Source organism: Staphylococcus sp. B1(2026) (genome assembly GCF_058895785.1).
Window position 1 is genome coordinate 16,144 of sequence record NZ_JBZXTS010000014.1, and the last position, 17,964, is coordinate 34,107.

At 31.7% G+C, this 17,964-nt stretch carries 14 protein-coding genes; 11 read left to right on the plus strand and 3 right to left on the minus strand.

The window, feature by feature from the left end:
* Positions 1-20 precede the first annotated feature (20 nt).
* Together AC5EAH_RS03830 and AC5EAH_RS03835 are read right to left on the minus strand one after the other, a co-directional pair.
* Complete coding sequence (locus AC5EAH_RS03830; RefSeq protein WP_493493434.1) at positions 21-1,232, minus strand: DNA cytosine methyltransferase; 1,212 nt, start codon at positions 1,230-1,232, stop codon at positions 21-23.
* 168 nt (positions 1,233-1,400) lie between these two features.
* Positions 1,401-2,612 (minus strand): Fic family protein, encoded by a 1,212-nt coding sequence (locus tag AC5EAH_RS03835; RefSeq protein WP_493493435.1) that lies wholly within the window; start codon positions 2,610-2,612, stop codon positions 1,401-1,403.
* Between the two features lie 339 nt (positions 2,613-2,951).
* Here AC5EAH_RS03835 and AC5EAH_RS03840 point away from each other — a divergent pair, with 339 nt between their 5' ends.
* Entirely contained in the window at positions 2,952-3,638 is a 687-nt protein-coding gene (locus AC5EAH_RS03840; RefSeq protein ID WP_493493436.1) for a MerR family transcriptional regulator, read from the plus strand.
* 54 nt (positions 3,639-3,692) lie between these two features.
* Here the strand turns inward: AC5EAH_RS03840 and msrB are convergent, their stop codons facing one another.
* On the minus strand, positions 3,693-4,631 hold the full coding sequence (msrB, locus tag AC5EAH_RS03845; protein ID WP_493493437.1) for a peptide-methionine (R)-S-oxide reductase MsrB: 939 nt from the start codon (positions 4,629-4,631) through the stop codon (positions 3,693-3,695).
* A 222-nt stretch (positions 4,632-4,853) separates the two neighbouring features.
* On the opposite strand from msrB, the gene purE reads away from it, so the two are divergent.
* The 10 genes from purE (at position 4,854) to purB (ending at position 17,831) form a co-directional block, all read left to right on the plus strand.
* Positions 4,854-5,333, plus strand: coding sequence for a 5-(carboxyamino)imidazole ribonucleotide mutase (gene purE, locus AC5EAH_RS03850; protein WP_493493438.1), 480 nt, complete (start codon positions 4,854-4,856; stop codon positions 5,331-5,333).
* Positions 5,330-6,373, plus strand: coding sequence for a 5-(carboxyamino)imidazole ribonucleotide synthase (locus tag AC5EAH_RS03855; RefSeq protein WP_493493439.1), 1,044 nt, complete (start codon positions 5,330-5,332; stop codon positions 6,371-6,373). The genes purE and AC5EAH_RS03855 overlap by 4 nt, the downstream gene beginning before the upstream one ends.
* A complete protein-coding gene (locus AC5EAH_RS03860) occupies positions 6,366-10,037 on the plus strand; it encodes a phosphoribosylformylglycinamidine synthase (protein WP_493493440.1) in 3,672 nt (1,223 codons plus the stop codon). Before AC5EAH_RS03855 ends, AC5EAH_RS03860 begins: the two co-directional genes overlap by 8 nt.
* A gap of 2 nt (positions 10,038-10,039) precedes the next feature.
* Entirely contained in the window at positions 10,040-10,747 is a 708-nt protein-coding gene (gene purC / locus AC5EAH_RS03865; RefSeq protein WP_493493441.1) for a phosphoribosylaminoimidazolesuccinocarboxamide synthase, read from the plus strand.
* Positions 10,734-12,230, plus strand: coding sequence for an amidophosphoribosyltransferase (gene purF, locus AC5EAH_RS03870; protein WP_493493442.1), 1,497 nt, complete (start codon positions 10,734-10,736; stop codon positions 12,228-12,230). The genes purC and purF overlap by 14 nt, the downstream gene beginning before the upstream one ends.
* Positions 12,181-13,185, plus strand: a complete 1,005-nt coding sequence (purM, locus tag AC5EAH_RS03875) for a phosphoribosylformylglycinamidine cyclo-ligase (RefSeq protein WP_493493443.1) — start codon at positions 12,181-12,183, stop codon at positions 13,183-13,185. The genes purF and purM overlap by 50 nt, the downstream gene beginning before the upstream one ends.
* Positions 13,182-13,676: a phosphoribosylglycinamide formyltransferase gene (purN, locus tag AC5EAH_RS03880; RefSeq protein WP_493493444.1), complete on the plus strand. Its 495-nt coding sequence runs from the start codon at positions 13,182-13,184 to the stop codon at positions 13,674-13,676. The genes purM and purN overlap by 4 nt, the downstream gene beginning before the upstream one ends.
* Before the next feature lie 79 nt (positions 13,677-13,755).
* On the plus strand, positions 13,756-15,273 hold the full coding sequence (gene purH, locus AC5EAH_RS03885) for a bifunctional phosphoribosylaminoimidazolecarboxamide formyltransferase/IMP cyclohydrolase (protein ID WP_493493448.1): 1,518 nt from the start codon (positions 13,756-13,758) through the stop codon (positions 15,271-15,273).
* 2 nt (positions 15,274-15,275) lie between these two features.
* Complete coding sequence (purD, locus tag AC5EAH_RS03890) at positions 15,276-16,523, plus strand: phosphoribosylamine--glycine ligase (protein ID WP_493493445.1); 1,248 nt, start codon at positions 15,276-15,278, stop codon at positions 16,521-16,523.
* A 3-nt stretch (positions 16,524-16,526) separates the two neighbouring features.
* Entirely contained in the window at positions 16,527-17,831 is a 1,305-nt protein-coding gene (gene purB / locus AC5EAH_RS03895; RefSeq protein ID WP_493493446.1) for an adenylosuccinate lyase, read from the plus strand.
* The last annotated feature ends 133 nt before the right edge of the window (positions 17,832-17,964 follow it).

Sequence of the window (17,964 nt, forward strand, 5' to 3'; positions counted from 1 at the left end):
AATTAATTATGAGTATTTTTTCAAACTATACTATAAAATTCTAGTTGAATACCTTTTTTTAGAAGTTTTAAATATTCTTTATCAGATAAAATTTTAATATTATCATTATATGATGAAATAATAGTTTTAGCACTATCATAATCTTTGGCATAATCTTTGACATAAGATTGTCCTTCAAATCTATTATTTATTTTAGTATAAATAATAGATACATTTCCTTGTATATTATTACTAGGGATATTTTTTGAGTTTGACATAGCATAATCTATGTTTTGTGCGATTCTTTTTATTAATGGTACCACAACACTATTACCTGCTTGTTTATATAGTTGTCCGTTAGAAATATTTTTAGGGATTTTAAAATTTTCTGGGTACCCTTGTATATTAAATGTTTCTTTAGGTGTTAGTTTTCTAATGTTTTTATTATCTGTAAGAATTAATGGAACGTTATGTCCTCCCGTTCCCATATTAGCAGTTAGAGTTGGTACAACACCATTTTTATTAGCTCTTACATATTGTCTACGCCATTGATAAACAGTTTGTTGACTGACAATATTTTCTACTAATTCATCATAAAATTTTTGTTTATCTTTACTATAATGAAATGTTTCATCTTTATCATCAGAGAAATCAATAACATCTTTTAAACTGACTGTTAATGGAATTTTATCTGGAAAGTCAAATAAATCATAAGTTTGTTTATTATTGAAACCTACTATATATATTCTTTCTCTATTCTGAGGAACATTACCGTAGTCCTTACTGTTAAGTACTTTCCATTTGATAAAATAATTATTTTTTGTGAGAGCTTCTTTAATGACTTTAAATGTATTACCGTTATCATGAGTAACCATGTTTTTTACATTTTCTATAAAAATGGCCTTAGGTTTTCGTGATTCAATCATTCTTAATAATTCAAAGAATAAATCACCACGTTCATCTTTGAATCCTTTTTGATATCCAGCAATACTAAATGCTTGACAAGGAAATCCGCCAACAATTAAATCAACTTGTTCAGTTGATATATCATCAGGATTAACTAAATGAATATCTCTATTATCAAAAAAAGTATTAGGATAATTTAATTGATAAGTAATTGCAGCATATTTATCAAATTCATTAGCGTATACTATTTTAAATTTATTAGTTTGTTCGAATCCTAATTCAATGCCACCAACACCACTAAAGAATGCAGCGATATTGAATTGTTTATTACTATTAGAATGTTTCATAAATAAACGTCTCCTTTGTATTTAAAAAGTATATCATTAAATACACTAATTTGCAGCAAAAATCTCATTAAAATTTTAATTTTAAAGTTTTAATTACATAAATGATAGAGATAATGTAGTAGAGTAGATATTGCATTATTGATATTATAAAATTTATTTACTAGTTTTTCATAAATCAGTAAAATTATCTATGAGTGCAAATCGTTTTGGTTTTTGTCCGATGGTTTCAATAAAAGGATAGCTTTCTAGTACTTTTAAATTTTTTCTAATTGTTTGTTCGGAATATTTAACGTATTTAGTTATTTCTTGTAAAGGTAGATATACATCTTGATCATAATTGAAAAGTTTAGCTTGAATTAGGATGAAAATAATATCATTTTGAATTTTCGGTAAGTTTTTTTGTTCTAACCATAATATTGAACTATCTAAAAGCTCTGATTTTTTAGTTAATTCAACTAAATGTATTTCTTGTCCTTCAATAAGTAGATCGAGAAAATTGTCTATGAAATAATTAAGTTCACCTTTATTGTGATTGCTATTTGTTTTATCAAACATGATTTCATAACGTTTTTTATTATTATTAATAGCAGTTGTTAAAGATAATGCGGTGATTTCATTATAGTAATGTGCTAAAAACAAACTGGTAATATACCTATTTGTTCGACCATTACCATCATAAAACGGATGAATATAACCAAAAATGTAATGAAAAATGGCGACTTTAATGACTAAATGAACATCTTTATTATTATTCATAAAATCTAAAAGATATTGAATATCTTTAGAAATATAATGAGGTTTTACACCATGATGAATTATTTTATCAGTGACTGTTGTGACAACAGTATCATCTAATCTGAATAAATGACTATCTAACATATTTTTGTCTTCAATTTCACCGTCAGTTATATCATCGTAAATTAGACGAATATCTTGTGACATTTTAGGTAAATCAGGTAATGAATTACTTTGTATTTTTTGGTATGTACGTATAATATTTTTAAATCTAATTTTCTTTTTGTCATTAATTTGATTTAATTGAGATAGCGTAGCTCTTATTTCTTTTTTTGAACTACGTACACCTTCTATTTTATGTGTTAAATTTATCTCAGAAATAATTAAATCATTATAAAATGATTCATTAGCAACAGCTGGTAGCTTGTTATATTGTTGAGTTTGCAAGGCACATAATTTTAAAATTTGTTCTACCTTATTGATGATTGATAATGTTGGTAAAAAATATAAAGGGTATGATAAATGATAATTATAAGGTGTAATCGTGTATGATAATAAACTTGTTGTAGGACAATCAATTCTTTTTTTATATTCATCTTCTACATTATCAAAATGTTTATGAAAATATTTAAACATATAGTCCATGTTGTTTCCCTCTTTCATTTATTATTAGCATATTAAATGGAAAATAACTTGTTATCATTATATAGCTAAGTGATAAAAAACACAAAAAATATCAGATAGAGTGGGATGATTAAATACCTAAGTGATAAAAAACGCAAAAAATATCAGATAGAGTTGAGTGATTAAATGCCGAAGTGATAAAAAATGCAAAAATTATTAGATAGAGTTAAGTGCTAACATAAGCTATAAAGTTTAGGTGATGTATATTTAGCAACATTAGTAAAAGTATAATGTGTTTGTAAATGATGTTTGACTATAACTTTACGTGATAGTGTATATTCGATAGGAGAGGAGGTCATTATGTTTATTAAAGAAGTGGCACGATTATGTGGTTTAAGTGTTAGAACATTACAATATTATGATGAAATTAATTTATTATCACCAACGAGATTGACTAATGGATATAGACAATATAGTGAACAAGATTTAGATGTTTTACAACAAATTTTATTTTTTAAAGAGTTAGATATACCTTTAGATAAAATTAAACTTTTGTTAACACGTCAACAAGATAAACTAACGATACTTCATCAACAACAAAAATTATTTCAACAAAAAATGAATCGATTGAGATCTATTATGAATCTATTAGATGATACAATTCTAGGCGTAGAAGGAGCGTATAATATGACAAATGAAGACAAATTTCAAGGATTTACACAAGAAGTACATCAACAATATCAAAAAGAAGCTGAAATGTTATATGGTCAACAGCAAGGTGTAGTAGATCTTACAGAACTAAATCAAGTATTTAAAAAAATGTTTTTATTGAAAACAGAAGGCTATGCGAGTGATTCTGCTGAAGTACAACAAGTTGTCGCAATATTATTTAAATTAGTTAACCAAGCATTCAACTGTAGTTTAGAAATTTTTTCACAAATTGGTGAGATGTATGTCAACGACGAAAGATTTAAAAATAATATTAATAAATTTGGTGCAGGTGTGGCAGAATATACAAATGAAGCTATTCAAGTTTTTGTGGCCTAATTTATTATAATAAAACAAGTCAGCTAGTGATTAGCTGACCTGTTTCATGTGAAACTATTCCATATAAGGTAATAAATAACCGTAACCTTCTTGTTCCATTTCTTCTTTTGGAATGAATTTTAAAGCGGCACTATTAATACAGAAGCGTAAACCACCTTCTGCTTCTGGTCCATCTTCAAAAACATGACCTAAATGGGCATCGCCAATACGACTGCGCACTTCAATACGACGCATATTATGGCTATTATCTTGATAATATTGCACAACATCTGATGAGATTGGACGTGTAAAACTTGGCCAACCACAACCTGATTCAAATTTATCACTGGCAAAAAATAATGGTTCGGCTGTCGTAATATCTACATAAATGCCTTCTTCAAAAGTATCATTAAACGCATTAGTAAAAGGACGTTCAGTTGCATTTTCTTGTGTAACTAAATATTGCTCTTCTGTTAATTGTGATTTTAATGTATCAATATCAGGTTTTTGGTATTTTGCGGGATCTACTAATGGAACGTAAGCTTGGTTAACATTAATGTGACAATATCCACCAGGATTTTTTTCTAAATAATCTTGATGATATTCTTCTGCTAAGATGTAATGACGTAAAGGTTCTACTTCAACAGCAAGTGGTGCTTTAACTAATGCTTGTTGTTCAGTCATTAATTGTTGAATAATAGGTAAATCTTCTTCAGTTGTATAATAAATACCAGTACGATATTGGCGACCAACATCAGCACCCTGACGATTCACACTTGTTGGATCAATCACTCGGAAATAATACAATAATAGTTCTCTTAATGTAATAGCTTCTGAATCATAAGTAATTTGTACTGTTTCAGCATGGTCAGTGTCTTTTAATAATTGATAGTTTGTTGTTTCAACACGACCATTAGCATAACCAGAAGTCGTATCAATGACACCTGTAATATGTGAAAAATAAGCTTCTAATCCCCAAAAACAACCGCCTGCTAAATATAAAGTTTTAATCATAAATTTTCTCCTTTTTATATCTTTATCTCTATTGTACATGTTTTTTAATAATGAGCAAGAAAACGTACTTGTTTTAAATATTGAACAAAATACGAACGATTTTAAAATAAAATAAAATTTGTTCGTATTTTACTTTGATTTTTCTACATTGTTCGTTTATAATTAAATTGTTATTTCTAAAAAACATTGAAAATTATTTTTTGTACGGAAAGGAATAAAAATATGTCGAAAGTTGCTGTAATTATGGGTTCAAAATCGGATAATGATACGATGAAAGAAACATATGCATTATTAGAACAATTTGGGATACCTTATGATAAGAAAGTCATTAGTGCACATCGAACGCCAGATTTACTCGTTGATTTTGCTAAAACAGCACGAAAACAAGGTTATGCATTAATTATCGCAGCTGCAGGTGGTGCGGCACATTTACCTGGGATGGTTGCTTCTATGACAACTTTACCAGTGATTGGTGTACCTATTAAATCAAGTGTATTAAATGGGGTAGACTCTTTATATTCTATTGTGCAAATGCCGTTTGGTGTACCTGTTATGACGATGGCGATTGGTGTTGCAGGTGCTAAAAATGCTGCAATAAGTGCTTTGTCATTATTAGCGATGACGAATAATGATTATGAACAAAAATATGCACAATTTAAAGCACAACAAGAACGATTAGTGATAGAAGAGATGACGCTATGAAAATAATTTTACCAGGAAGTACGATAGGTATCATTGGTGGTGGACAATTAGGACGTATGCTTGCTATGAGTGCAAGAGAAATGGGTTATCGTGTACATATTTTAGATCCGCAAAACGATTGTTGTGCTAAAGATTTTGCGCATCACTTTATTCAAGCTTCATTTGATGATATTGATGCTTTAGAACAATTATGTCGGCAAAGTGATGTCGTCACTTTTGAATTTGAAAATATTAATTGTGATCATTTAGAAGTATTAGAACAGCGATACTATTTAGTACAACATTCATCAGTATTACGAATATCGCAACATCGTTTATACGAAAAGAAATTTGCAGCTTCATTAAAGATTCCGACAGTAGATTATATTTATGTGGGTGATGAAGGTTTAAATACAGTATTGTCTGGGAAATATTTAATGAAAACAGTACGTTTTGGTTATGATGGTAAAGGTCAAAAAGTGATTGATCAAGCAAGTGAGGTAGAACCACAAACGCTATTAGAACAAATCGTACCTTTAGATAAAGAAATATCAGTAGTAGCGGTAAAAGATATTCATGGTGTTGAAATAGTTGCTGTAGTAGAAAATGAACATCGTCATCATATTTTATACCGTTCTCAAATTCCAACAACAGCTACTCGTCAACAAGAACAGCAAGCCATTGATTATACAATGAGAATTTTGGAGACACTTAATTATTATGGCGTGCTAACTGTTGAATTTTTCATTTCGCAAGGACAAGTGATTTTTAATGAAATTGCACCAAGAGTACATAATTCAGGGCATATTACGATGCTTTCTGCTAATAAATCGCAGTTTAAAGCGCATATAGAAGCCATTTGTGGTTTGCCAGTCGGTGCGATTACACATCAACCAACAACGATGTACAATATTTTAGGGCAAGACTTGGATAAGTTTATTCAATTAAGACAAAACCAAGTAGGTCAATTACATTTATATGAAAAAGCACCACGAACTAATCGTAAAATAGGGCATATTAATTTTGAAGGGATTATTCATTTAGGGGGACAAAATGACTAATAAACGTATTTTTGTAAAAAAACGTCAAGGTTATAACCAAGCAACTATTGCATTAACGCATCAAATTAATCAATTATTACAAAGTCAGTTAAAATGTGTAGAAAAATATGTTATTTATGACATTTTTAATATTAGTGATACAGTATTTGAACAAGCTAAAACGACCGTTTTTTCTGAAACAGTAACAGATGAAGTTTATGACTCAGTAGAAGTGTTGCCACAACAATATTTTGCTTACGAAGTTTTACCAGCACAATTTGATCAACGTGCAGATAGTGCACAACAATGTTTAGCACTCATTGCAGGCGATCAAGACGTGACGATTCGTAGCGGTACTTTATTAACATTTGATCAACCATTGTCAGATGACCAACTACAACAATTACAACATTATTTAGTTAATCCAATTGAAGCACAAGTAAAAGATTTAACGGTATTAAATTTTGTCGCACAAAATCAACCATGTCCGTTAAAAGATTTAACAGGTTTTACTACTTTAGATGAAGCAGAGTTATTAGCACTTAAGGGGCAATTGTCATTAGCATTGACATTAGAAGATTTACAATTTATTCAACAATACTTCCATTCAGAACAGCGTAATCCAACAGAAACAGAATTATATGTTTTAGATTGTTATTGGAGTGATCATTGTCGACATACGACATTTGAAACAGTATTAGATGACATTACTATACAATCGAACTTGTTTCATCAAGAAATGCAACAGGCATTTGATCATTATTTAGAGTTAAGAAAAATTTTAGGTCAAGATAAACCAATAACTTTAATGGATATGGCTAGTATTACAGCTAAATATTTTGTAAAAATATTGAAGGATAGTGCTATTGAAGTAAGTGATGAAATTAATGCTTGTTCTTTCTTTATTACGATTAATCAATCGACGCAACCTGAAAAGTGGTTAGTTCAATTTAAAAATGAAACACACAATCATCCTAGTGAAATAGAACCATTTGGTGGGGCAAGTACATGTATCGGTGGTGCGATTAGAGATCCTTTATCAGGACGTAGTTATGTTTATCAAGCCATGCGTGTATCAGGTAGTGCTAATATTTTACAACATAGAAAAGATACTTTACCACATAAATTGCCTCAAGTAGATATTTCAAAAAATAGTGCTTTAGGGTATTCATCTTATGGTAATCAAATTGGTTTGGCGACAACTTATGTACGTGAGTTATACGATGAGAGTTATGTTGCAAAACATATGGAAGTTGGTGCTGTTGTTGGTGCAGTTAAAGTGGGAGATTATCAGCGCCAAGCTTTAAGTCAGGGAGATATTGTCATGATGATTGGTGGACGTACAGGCCGGGATGGCATTCAAGGTGCGAGTGGTTCTAGTGTCAGTCATACTAGTCAATCTCTAGTACATGCTGCGAGTCAAGTGCAAAAAGGTAATGCGATTGAAGAGCGTAAATTACAACGTTTATTCAGACATCCTGAATTAACACGTATTATCAAAAAATGTAATGATTTTGGTGCGGGTGGTGTTTGTGTCGCAGTTGGTGAATTGAATGATAGCATTGAAATTTATTTAGATAAAGTACTAGTTAAATATCAAGGATTAAATGCAACAGAATTAGCAATTAGTGAATCGCAAGAGCGTATGGCTGTCGTTATTGATCCACAAAATTATCAATTATTTATTGACTACTGTCATGCTGAAAATATTGAATATGCACAAGTAGCTAAAATTACGAATAATCGTCGTCTAGTTATGTATTTTAATGAGCAAAAAGTAGTTGATATGAGCGCGTCATTTTTAGAAACAAGTGGTGTAAGACAACATGCAAAAGCACACTTATTAGACAATGCAGGTGCTAATCCATTTAGTACACAAGAAATAAATAAAGCTGTCATTTTACGAGAGTTAAGTTCGTTGAATGTTACTTGTCAAAAAGGTTTAGTTTCACAATTTGATGCATCAATTGGAAATACTACTGTATTGATGCCTTATGCGGGTCAATATCAATTAACGCCAGTGCAAGCAAGTGTACAAAGTTTACCGAAACTAGATGGTCCAAGTGATACAGCAACGATATTAAGTTATGGTTTTGTACCAAAGATTTCACACTATTCACCATTTTTATCAGCAATTTATGCAGTATTAGAATCAGTAGCTAAAGTTTATGCAATAGGTGGTACACATGAACACTTGTATTTTTCTTTCCAAGAATATTTTGAAAGATTAGAAAAAGAGCCTGCTAAATGGGGTAAAGTCACGCAAAGTTTATTAGGTGCTTTATATGCTCAACAACAATTACAACGCCCAAGTATTGGTGGTAAAGATAGTATGTCTGGTAGTTATCATGATTTAAATGTCGTCGAAACTTTGATTTCTTTTGCATGTACGCCAGTTAAAATTGAGGACGTCATTACACCTGAATTAAAAACAAAAGGTAATTATTTATATCATGTACCAGTAATTAGAGATGCACGAGGATTTCCTGATATTAAAGCGACATTAAATCATTACGAACAATTTCATCAATACATTAAAGATAAAAAAATAGTGTCGGCTTATGTGCAAGAGCATGGTAGTGTAGTGGCTTCATTAATTAAAATGGCTTTAGGAAATGGCTTAGGTTTTAATATTCAAGGTGAACATTTATTAGATTTTGATGTGGCCTCATTAGTTGTTGAAAGTACGATAGAATTACCTTTCACTTATTTAGGAAAAGTTTGTGATGATGTGTATATGATTAATGACATCACATTAAGTTATGATGAAATTTATCAGGCTTATACAAGTACATTAAATGATATTTATCCAATATATGTTAACGAAACTAAAGGGATTTGTGAAAATTTATCGTCATCACCACAAACGAAACAATATTATCCACAAGTCGTAGATGAAGTGAATGTCGTGATTCCAGTTTTTCCAGGAACGAATTGCGAATACGATAGTGCCTATGCTTTCGAACGTGAAGGTGCTAAAGTAACAACCATTGTAATTAAAAATCAAAATGAAACAGCCTTACAAAATTCTATTGAACAATTTGTTAATCAATTAGCTAAAAGTCATATTTTAATGTTGGCTGGTGGGTTTTCAAGTGGTGATGAACCAGACGGTAGTGCAAAATTCATTGTTAATTTTTTACAAAACAAACAAGTAACAGAAGCAGTGCATCGCCATTTAGCACATAAAAAACTAATTTTAGGCATTTGTAATGGCTTCCAAGCATTAATTAAATCAGGGTTATTACCTTATGGCAAAATTACAGATTTAACACCAGAAGATTTAACTTTATTTAATAATGACAGTGGTCGTCATATTTCAACAACTTGTATGACGAGAGTCGCGACAACTTGTTCACCTTGGTTACAAGACTTTGAAGTCGGGCAACAACATGAAGTGGCATTTAGTCACGGTGAAGGTAAGTTAATGGGGATGAATATTGATAAATTTAAACATTTAATTGCCTTTCAATATTGTGACTTACAAGGGCAAGCGACCATGAATGGTCAGTATAATCCAAATGGTTCAATTTATGCAGGTGAAGGTTTAATTAGTCCAGATGGTTTGATTTTAGGGAAAATGGGGCATAGTGAACGTTATCAATCTCACTTATATAAAACTAACACACGTGCAGGGCAACAAAATATTTTTAAACAAGGTGTGTCATATTTTAAAGGAGAATAATCATGAAACTTTTGTATGAAGGGAAAGCCAAGCAATTATTTGATGCAGGTGTTGCTAATGAAGTCTATGTACATTATAAAAATAGTGCCACTGCATTTAATGGCGAAAAACAACAAAACTTTGAAGATAAGGGAAAATTAAATAATACAATTACGAGTTATATCTTCCAATATTTAGCACAACATGGTGTCGCGACACATTTTATTAAACAAGTAAATGACACAGATCAAATTTGTCGACACGTTGACATTATTCCGTTAGAGGTCATTATGAGAAATATTGTGGCAGGTTCTATGGCTAAAAAATATGGTTTAGTTGAAGGTCAAGTACTGAAACAACCTGTTTTTGAATTAAGTTATAAAAATGATGCATTAAATGATCCGTTAATTAATGATGATCATGCCCAAGCTTTAGGGATTGTTACAGCACAAGAATTAAAAATAATTAAGCAACAAGCACAACGCATTAATGATTTATTACAACAATTATTTAATCAATTAAATTTAACATTAGTAGATTTCAAAATTGAATTTGGTCGATTACCTGATGGAGAAATTATTTTAGCAGATGAAATTTCACCAGACACTTGTCGTTTATGGGATAAAAATGACGGTGAAAAAATGGACAAAGATAGATTTAGACACGATTTAGGTAATCTAATTACAGCTTATCAAGAAGTGTTAAGGAGATTAGAAAATGCGTGGAATTAATGAAGAGTGTGGTGTATTTGGTATTTGGCAACATCCACATGCGAATGAAGTGACTTATTTTGCACTACATAGTTTACAACATCGTGGGCAAGAAGGCGCAGGTATTGTGAGTAGTGATGGTCAAAAATTACAAGGTCATCGTGATCTGGGTTTAGTAGCTGAAGTGTTTAAAAATAAGCAATATTTGTATCAATTAGAAGGGCAATCAGCAATAGGTCATGTGCGCTATTCAACATCAGGTAGTAATAGTATTCAAAATGTGCAACCATTTTTATATCATTTTCATGATATGAGTTTAGGTATTTGTCATAATGGTAATTTAATTAATGCAAAAAGTTTAAGACGTCAACTAGAACAACAAGGTGCTATTTTTCACGCTAGTTCTGATACTGAAATATTAGTTCATTTGTTACGTCGTAGCAAAGTATCGACGTTTAAAGCACAATTGCAAGAAAGTCTACGACAAGTTAAGGGTGGCTTTACTTACTTAATATTAACTACAGAAGCTTTATACGGTGCAGTAGATGAAAATGCCTTGCGTCCATTAGTCATCGGTCGAATGAAAAATGGCGCCTATGTTGCAGCTAGTGAAACATGTGCTATTGATGTCATTGGTGCTGAATTTGTTTGTAATGTCATGGCTGGAGAAATGATTACCATTAATCAAGATGGTATTCATATTGAGCAATATATTACACCGCAACGCACAGCCATATCAGCAATGGAATATATTTATTTTGCGAGACCTGATTCAGTCATTGCAGGGGTTAATGTTCATAGTGCTAGAAAAAATACTGGGAAACGTCTAGCACTTGAATGTCCAGCAGAAGCTGATATCGTGATTGGTGTGCCAAATTCTTCATTATCTGCTGCTTCAGGTTATGCCGAGCAAAGCGGTTTACCTTATGAAATGGGTTTAATTAAAAATCAATATGTTGCACGTACATTCATTCAACCGACACAAGCTTTACGTGAGCAAGGTGTTAGAATGAAATTATCAGCAGTTAAAGCAATTGTGAAAGATAAACGTGTAGTTATGGTAGATGATTCGATTGTTAGAGGCACAACTAGTCGTCGTATTGTCGGTTTACTTAAAGAAGCAGGTGCTAAAGAAGTACACGTTCGTATTGCCTCACCAGAAATTATTTTTCCAAGTTTTTATGGCATTGATATTTCTAAAACAGCCGAATTAATTTGTGCTAATCATGATTTGGAAGAAGTAAGACAAATAATAGGTGCTGATTCTCTAGGTTTTTTAAGTGAACAAGGTTTAATTGAGTCGATTAATTTATCATTCGATGCACCTTATGGAGGGTTATGCATGGATTGCTTCAATGGAGATTATGTTGCTGGATTATATGATTATGAAGTTAATTTCAAACAACAATTGACAACTAAACAACAACAGTTTTACAACAGAAAGGGCAAATCAAATGAGTCAAAAATATGCAGCAAGCGGTGTGAACTTACAAGCAGGTTATGAGTCAGTTGAACGTATTAAAAAACATACAGCACGTACAAACAATTTGGGTGTCATGTCAGCCATAGGGAGCTTTGGTGCTTGTTTTGATTTAAGTGCCTATCAGTTTAAACAACCAGTTTTAGTGAGTGGTACCGATGGTGTAGGTACTAAATTAAAATTAGCGTTTGAATTAAATAAGCATGATACTATTGGGATTGATGCGGTAGCAATGTGTGTTAATGATGTTTTAGCACAAGGTGCAATACCTTTATATTTTCTAGATTATTTGGCAGTCGGTAAAAATGATCCACAACAAGTTGAACAAATTGTGTCAGGTGTAGCTGAAGGGTGTTATCAAGCAGGATGTGCTTTAATTGGCGGTGAAACTGCAGAAATGTCAGGATTTTATCCAAATGGTGAATATGATATTGCTGGTTTCTGTGTTGGTGCACAAGAAAAAAGCAAATTATTATCACCTCATAAGACGCAAGCGAGTCAAATAGTTATTGCTGTGCCATCAAGCGGTGTGCATTCAAATGGATTTTCGTTAATTAGAAAAATATTAACAGATCAACAAATTGCTTTAGATACACCGTTTAATAATACAACAATAGGTGAAATATTATTAACACCAACGCGTATTTATGCTAAAGAAGTATCAGCCGTTTTAAATAAAGTAGAGGTTGCAGGCATAGCGCATATTACAGGTGGTGGTTTTCATGAAAACTTGCCACGTTGTTTAGCAACAGGTTTAGGTATGAAAATTAATCAAGCAAGTTATGAAATACCCGAAATTTTTAAATGGTTACAGCAACAAGGTGATATTTCGACAGAAGAAATGTATCATATTTTTAATATGGGTGTAGGTTTAGTATTTGTAGTGGCACCATCAAATGTAGATACAGTATTAGAGCTTATACCTGATGCTTTTGTGTTAGGAGAAGTTGTTGAACAAGAAGGGATTCAAATCGTATGAAAAGAGTAGCGATTTTTGCTTCAGGTACAGGTAGTAATTTTGAAAAAATAGCAGATGATGTTTATTTAAAGCAACATATGACAATTGAAGCGGTCATTTGTGATCGTGTCAATGCACCCGTCATTAAAAAAGCTGAAAATCGTGGTTTAGCAACGTATGTATTTAGTATGAAAGACTTTAAAGATAAACAAGCTTTTGAAGCGGCAATTTTACAAAAAGTACAACAATGTGAGTTTATCTTTTTAGCTGGATATATGCGAATTATTTCTCCATATTTTTTAGAAAATTTTCAAGGAGATATTATTAATTTACATCCATCATTATTACCAAAATATAAAGGAAAAGATGCTATTCAACAAGCTTTTTGTCAGGGAGAAGCACAAATAGGTATTAGTATTCATTATGTAAATGAAGAATTAGATGGCGGACAAGTGATTGCACAACGTGCTTTAGATGTTTTGCCACAAGATACGCTTGAAACAGTGACATAGAGAATTCATCAATTAGAACACCAATTATATCCGCAAGTGATTGCACAATTGATAGTAGGGAATGAAAAGGGGAATAAAAATAATGAAAAGAGCATTAATTAGTGTAAGTGATAAAACAGGGATTATTGAATTTGCACAAGAATTAATTCAACAAGGTTTTGAAATTATTAGTACAGGTGGGACATATAATTATTTAACACAAGCGGGTATTAAATGTATAACTATTGAGCAAGTAACACATTTTCCAGAAATTTTAGAAGGTCGTGTTAAAACACTTCATCCAAATATTCATGGTGGTTTATTAGCTAAACGTCACGATACACTTCATCAACAACAAGTGACTATACAAAAAATTGATTATATTGATTTAGTTTGTGTTAATTTATATCCATTTGCCGAAACACTTAAAAAATCTGGTGTAAGTGAAGCAGAAATTATTGAAAATATTGATATCGGTGGACCAAGTATGCTGCGTAGTGCTGCTAAAAATTATCAAGATGTTATTGTCGTTTGTGATCGTTCAGATTATACAGGTGTATTACAAGAATTAGCTGCTGGAGAAGTATCATTAGCAACACGTCGTGCTTTGGCTATTAAAGTATTTAATCTAACAGCACAATATGATGCAACAATTGCTAATTATTTTAATCAGAAAGATCAATTAATTCCACAACAATTAACATTAACTTATACATTAGAAGATCATTTGCGTTATGGTGAGAATCCACATCAACAAGCTTGGCACTATCGTCACGAACAATCAGAAATGTTTGCATTACATCAAGCTAAACAATTACATGGTAAAGCCATGTCTTATAATAATATTCAAGATGCCAGTGCTGCGCTAGATATTTTAGCTGAGTTTTCTGACGAAACAGCTTGTGTCGTTGTCAAACATATGAATCCATGTGGTGTAGCTGTTGGTGATAATGTTGAAATGGCTTTTGATAAAGCCTATCAAGCAGACCCTATTTCTATTTTTGGTGGTATTGTTGCAATAAATGGGACTATTGATGAAGCAACAGCACATAAATTACATCAAATATTTTTAGAAATTATTATTGCTTTTGATTATACTGATGAAGCTTTAGCTATTTTACAACAAAAGAAAAATTTGAGAATTTATCAAATTATACCTTCTGATTTATCAACATCTCATCAAATTAAGAGTGTGCGTGGTGGTATTTTAATTCAAGAAGCAAATACAGCTTTAGCAGATACATTAGAGTTAGTAACAACAGCCGACACAACACAGCAATCAGATTTATTATTTGCATTGAAAATTGTTAAACATGTTAAATCTAATGCAATTGTAGTAGCTAAAAATAAACAAACTTTAGGTATTGGTGCAGGTCAAATGAATCGTGTTGGTGCATGTTATATTGCTTTGAAACAGGCAGGTCAGCAAGCACAAGGTGCAGTGTTAGCATCTGATGCTTTCTTCCCAATGGATGATAGTGTGACATTAGCAGCAGATTATGGAATTACTGCAATTGTTCAACCAGGTGGTTCTTTAAGAGATCAAGATAGTATTAATAAATGTAATGAGAAAGGTGTGGCAATGTTAATGAGTAAAACGCGCCACTTTAAACATTAATTATGGGAAAAGTATTAGTTGTAGGTTGTGGTGGTAGAGAACATGCCATTGCACATAAATTATATCAAGAAGGGCATCAAATTTATATGTGGGGAGAAAATCCCGCTGTGGCAATTTTTGGTACTTGTGTTGACTTGAATTATAATACAATAGTCGAGTTTTGCCATAACTATGAAATTGATCTAGTTTTCGTAGGACCAGAAAAGTATTTAGTAGAAGGTTTAGTTGATTTATTACAGCAAAATAATATTCGTGCATTTGGTCCTAGTCAGCGAGCTGCTCAATTAGAAGGCAGTAAAGTTTTTTCTAAGATGATGATGGAGAAATATCAGATCCCTACAGCACGTCATCAAAGTTTTGCGGATTATCAACAAGCGTATGATTATTTGCAACAACAAAAAATGCCGATTGTATTAAAAGCCGATGGTTTAGCAGCAGGTAAAGGTGTTGTTATTGCGCAAACTTTAGATGAAGCGAATCAAGCATTGTATGATATGATGTGTCAACAGAAGTTTGCCAAAGCAGGACAACAAGTCGTTATTGAAGAATATCTTGAGGGAGAAGAATTTTCGCTAATGTGTTTCGTATCTAATCGAACAGTTGTACCAATGCCAGTTGCCCAAGATCATAAACGTGCCTTCGACAATGATGAAGGTTTAAATACAGGTGGGATGGGTGCTTATTTACCTATTTCACATATTACACCACAAGATGTGCAACAAGGTATTGATGAAGTTGTTCAACCGATGGTTGATGCTTTGAGTAGAGAAGGCATGCCATTTTATGGTATCTTATATGCAGGACTAATGAAATGTCAAAGTGGTATTAAAACCATTGAATTTAATGTGCGTTTCGGAGATCCTGAAAGTGAAGTTATTTTATTAAATTTAGAAAGTAGTTTATATGATATTGCCCAAGCAATTATTGACGATCGTGCTTTTAATGTATCATGGTCTACAGATGCTGTAATAGGTGTAGTATTAGCGGCACAAGGTTATCCAGAAAAAAGTAGACAAGGTGCAGTTATTCAAGGTTTAGAAACTGTTAAGACACCTGTTTTTCACATGGGAACAAGCAAAAAAAATCATCAGTTAATCATTAATGGTGGTCGTGTCTTATTAGTTTGTGCTAAAGCACCTACATTAGAAGCGGTGCAACAACAAGTTTATCAAGAAATTCAAAAAATAGTTTGTGATGATTTGTTTTATCGTCAAGATATTGGACATTTATCATTAAAGAAGGAGAACTAAATCATGATTGAAAGATATAGTCGTGCACCAATGAAAGATGTTTTTAGTGATGAAAACCGATTTAAAATTTATTTAGATGTTGAGTTATATGCTGCCCAAGCATGGAGTAAACTAGGTGTTATTCCTCAAGAAGACGTAGATAAGTTATTTAATAATGCAAAATTTGATTTAGAAGGTATTTTAAAATTAGAACAAGAAACTAAACATGATATTGTTGCATTTACACGTAATGTCTCAAGTTATTTAGGTGATGAAAAAAAATGGGTTCATTATGGTTTAACATCAACAGATGTAGTAGACACAGCTTATGGCGTAATGTATAAACAAGCAAATGATATTTTAATGCAAGATTTATTAGACTTTCAACAAGTATTAAAAGAAAAAGCTTTACAATATAAATATACGCCTTGTATTGGACGTACGCATGGTGTACATGCTGATATTTCAAGTTTCGGTTTAAAATTTGCTTTATACTATGATGAATTTAATCGTCATATTGAACGTTTTAAAGCAGTAAGAAAAATTATAGAGGTAGGAAAACTATCTGGTGCTGTAGGTACATTTTCTAATACGCCACCTGAAGTACAAGATGATGTATGCCAACAATTAGGCATTGGATCAAGTCATATTTCTACACAAGTTTTACAACGTGATCGTCATGCCGACTATTATGCAACTTTGGCTTTAATTGCGAGTTCAATCGAAAAAATTGGTGTGGAGATTAGACATTTACAGCGTACAGAAGTAAGAGAAGCTGAAGAATTTTTCTCTAAAAATCAGAAAGGATCAAGTGCAATGCCACATAAACGTAATCCTATCTCAAGTGAGAATATGGCAGGTTGTGCACGTTTAATGCGTGGGTATATGCATGCAGCGTATGAAAATATTCCATTATGGCATGAACGTGATATTTCCCATTCAAGTGCTGAACGTGTTTTAAGTGCTGATGCAACGACTTTATTGGATTATATGTTACATCGTTTTACGAAAGTCATTAAAAATTTAACAGTTTTTGAAGATAATATGATTGCGAATATTTATAAGACGCATGGTGTTATTTTTGCGCAACGTACAATGAGCGTTTTAATTGAAAAATATGGTTTTGCAAGAGAGCAAGCTTATGACTTAGTACAACCTTTAGCGATGACTTCATGGTTTAAAGCTATACCATTTAAGCAATTATTACAAGAGAATGAAACAATTCAATCCATTATGACACCACAAGATTTAGATCAATGTTTTGAATTAGAAGTACATTTAATAAATATTGATAAAATTTATCAACGTATTCCGGGATTAGAAAAATAAAATGAATATTTATAAAACAACCTTACTTGTATTAATTAATAAAAGTACGGTTGTTTTAGTTATTAAAATTAAAACAAAAAAATAGCGATTGTCAATTCTAATGTTAAGTGAATTAATTGCGATGTAGCCTATT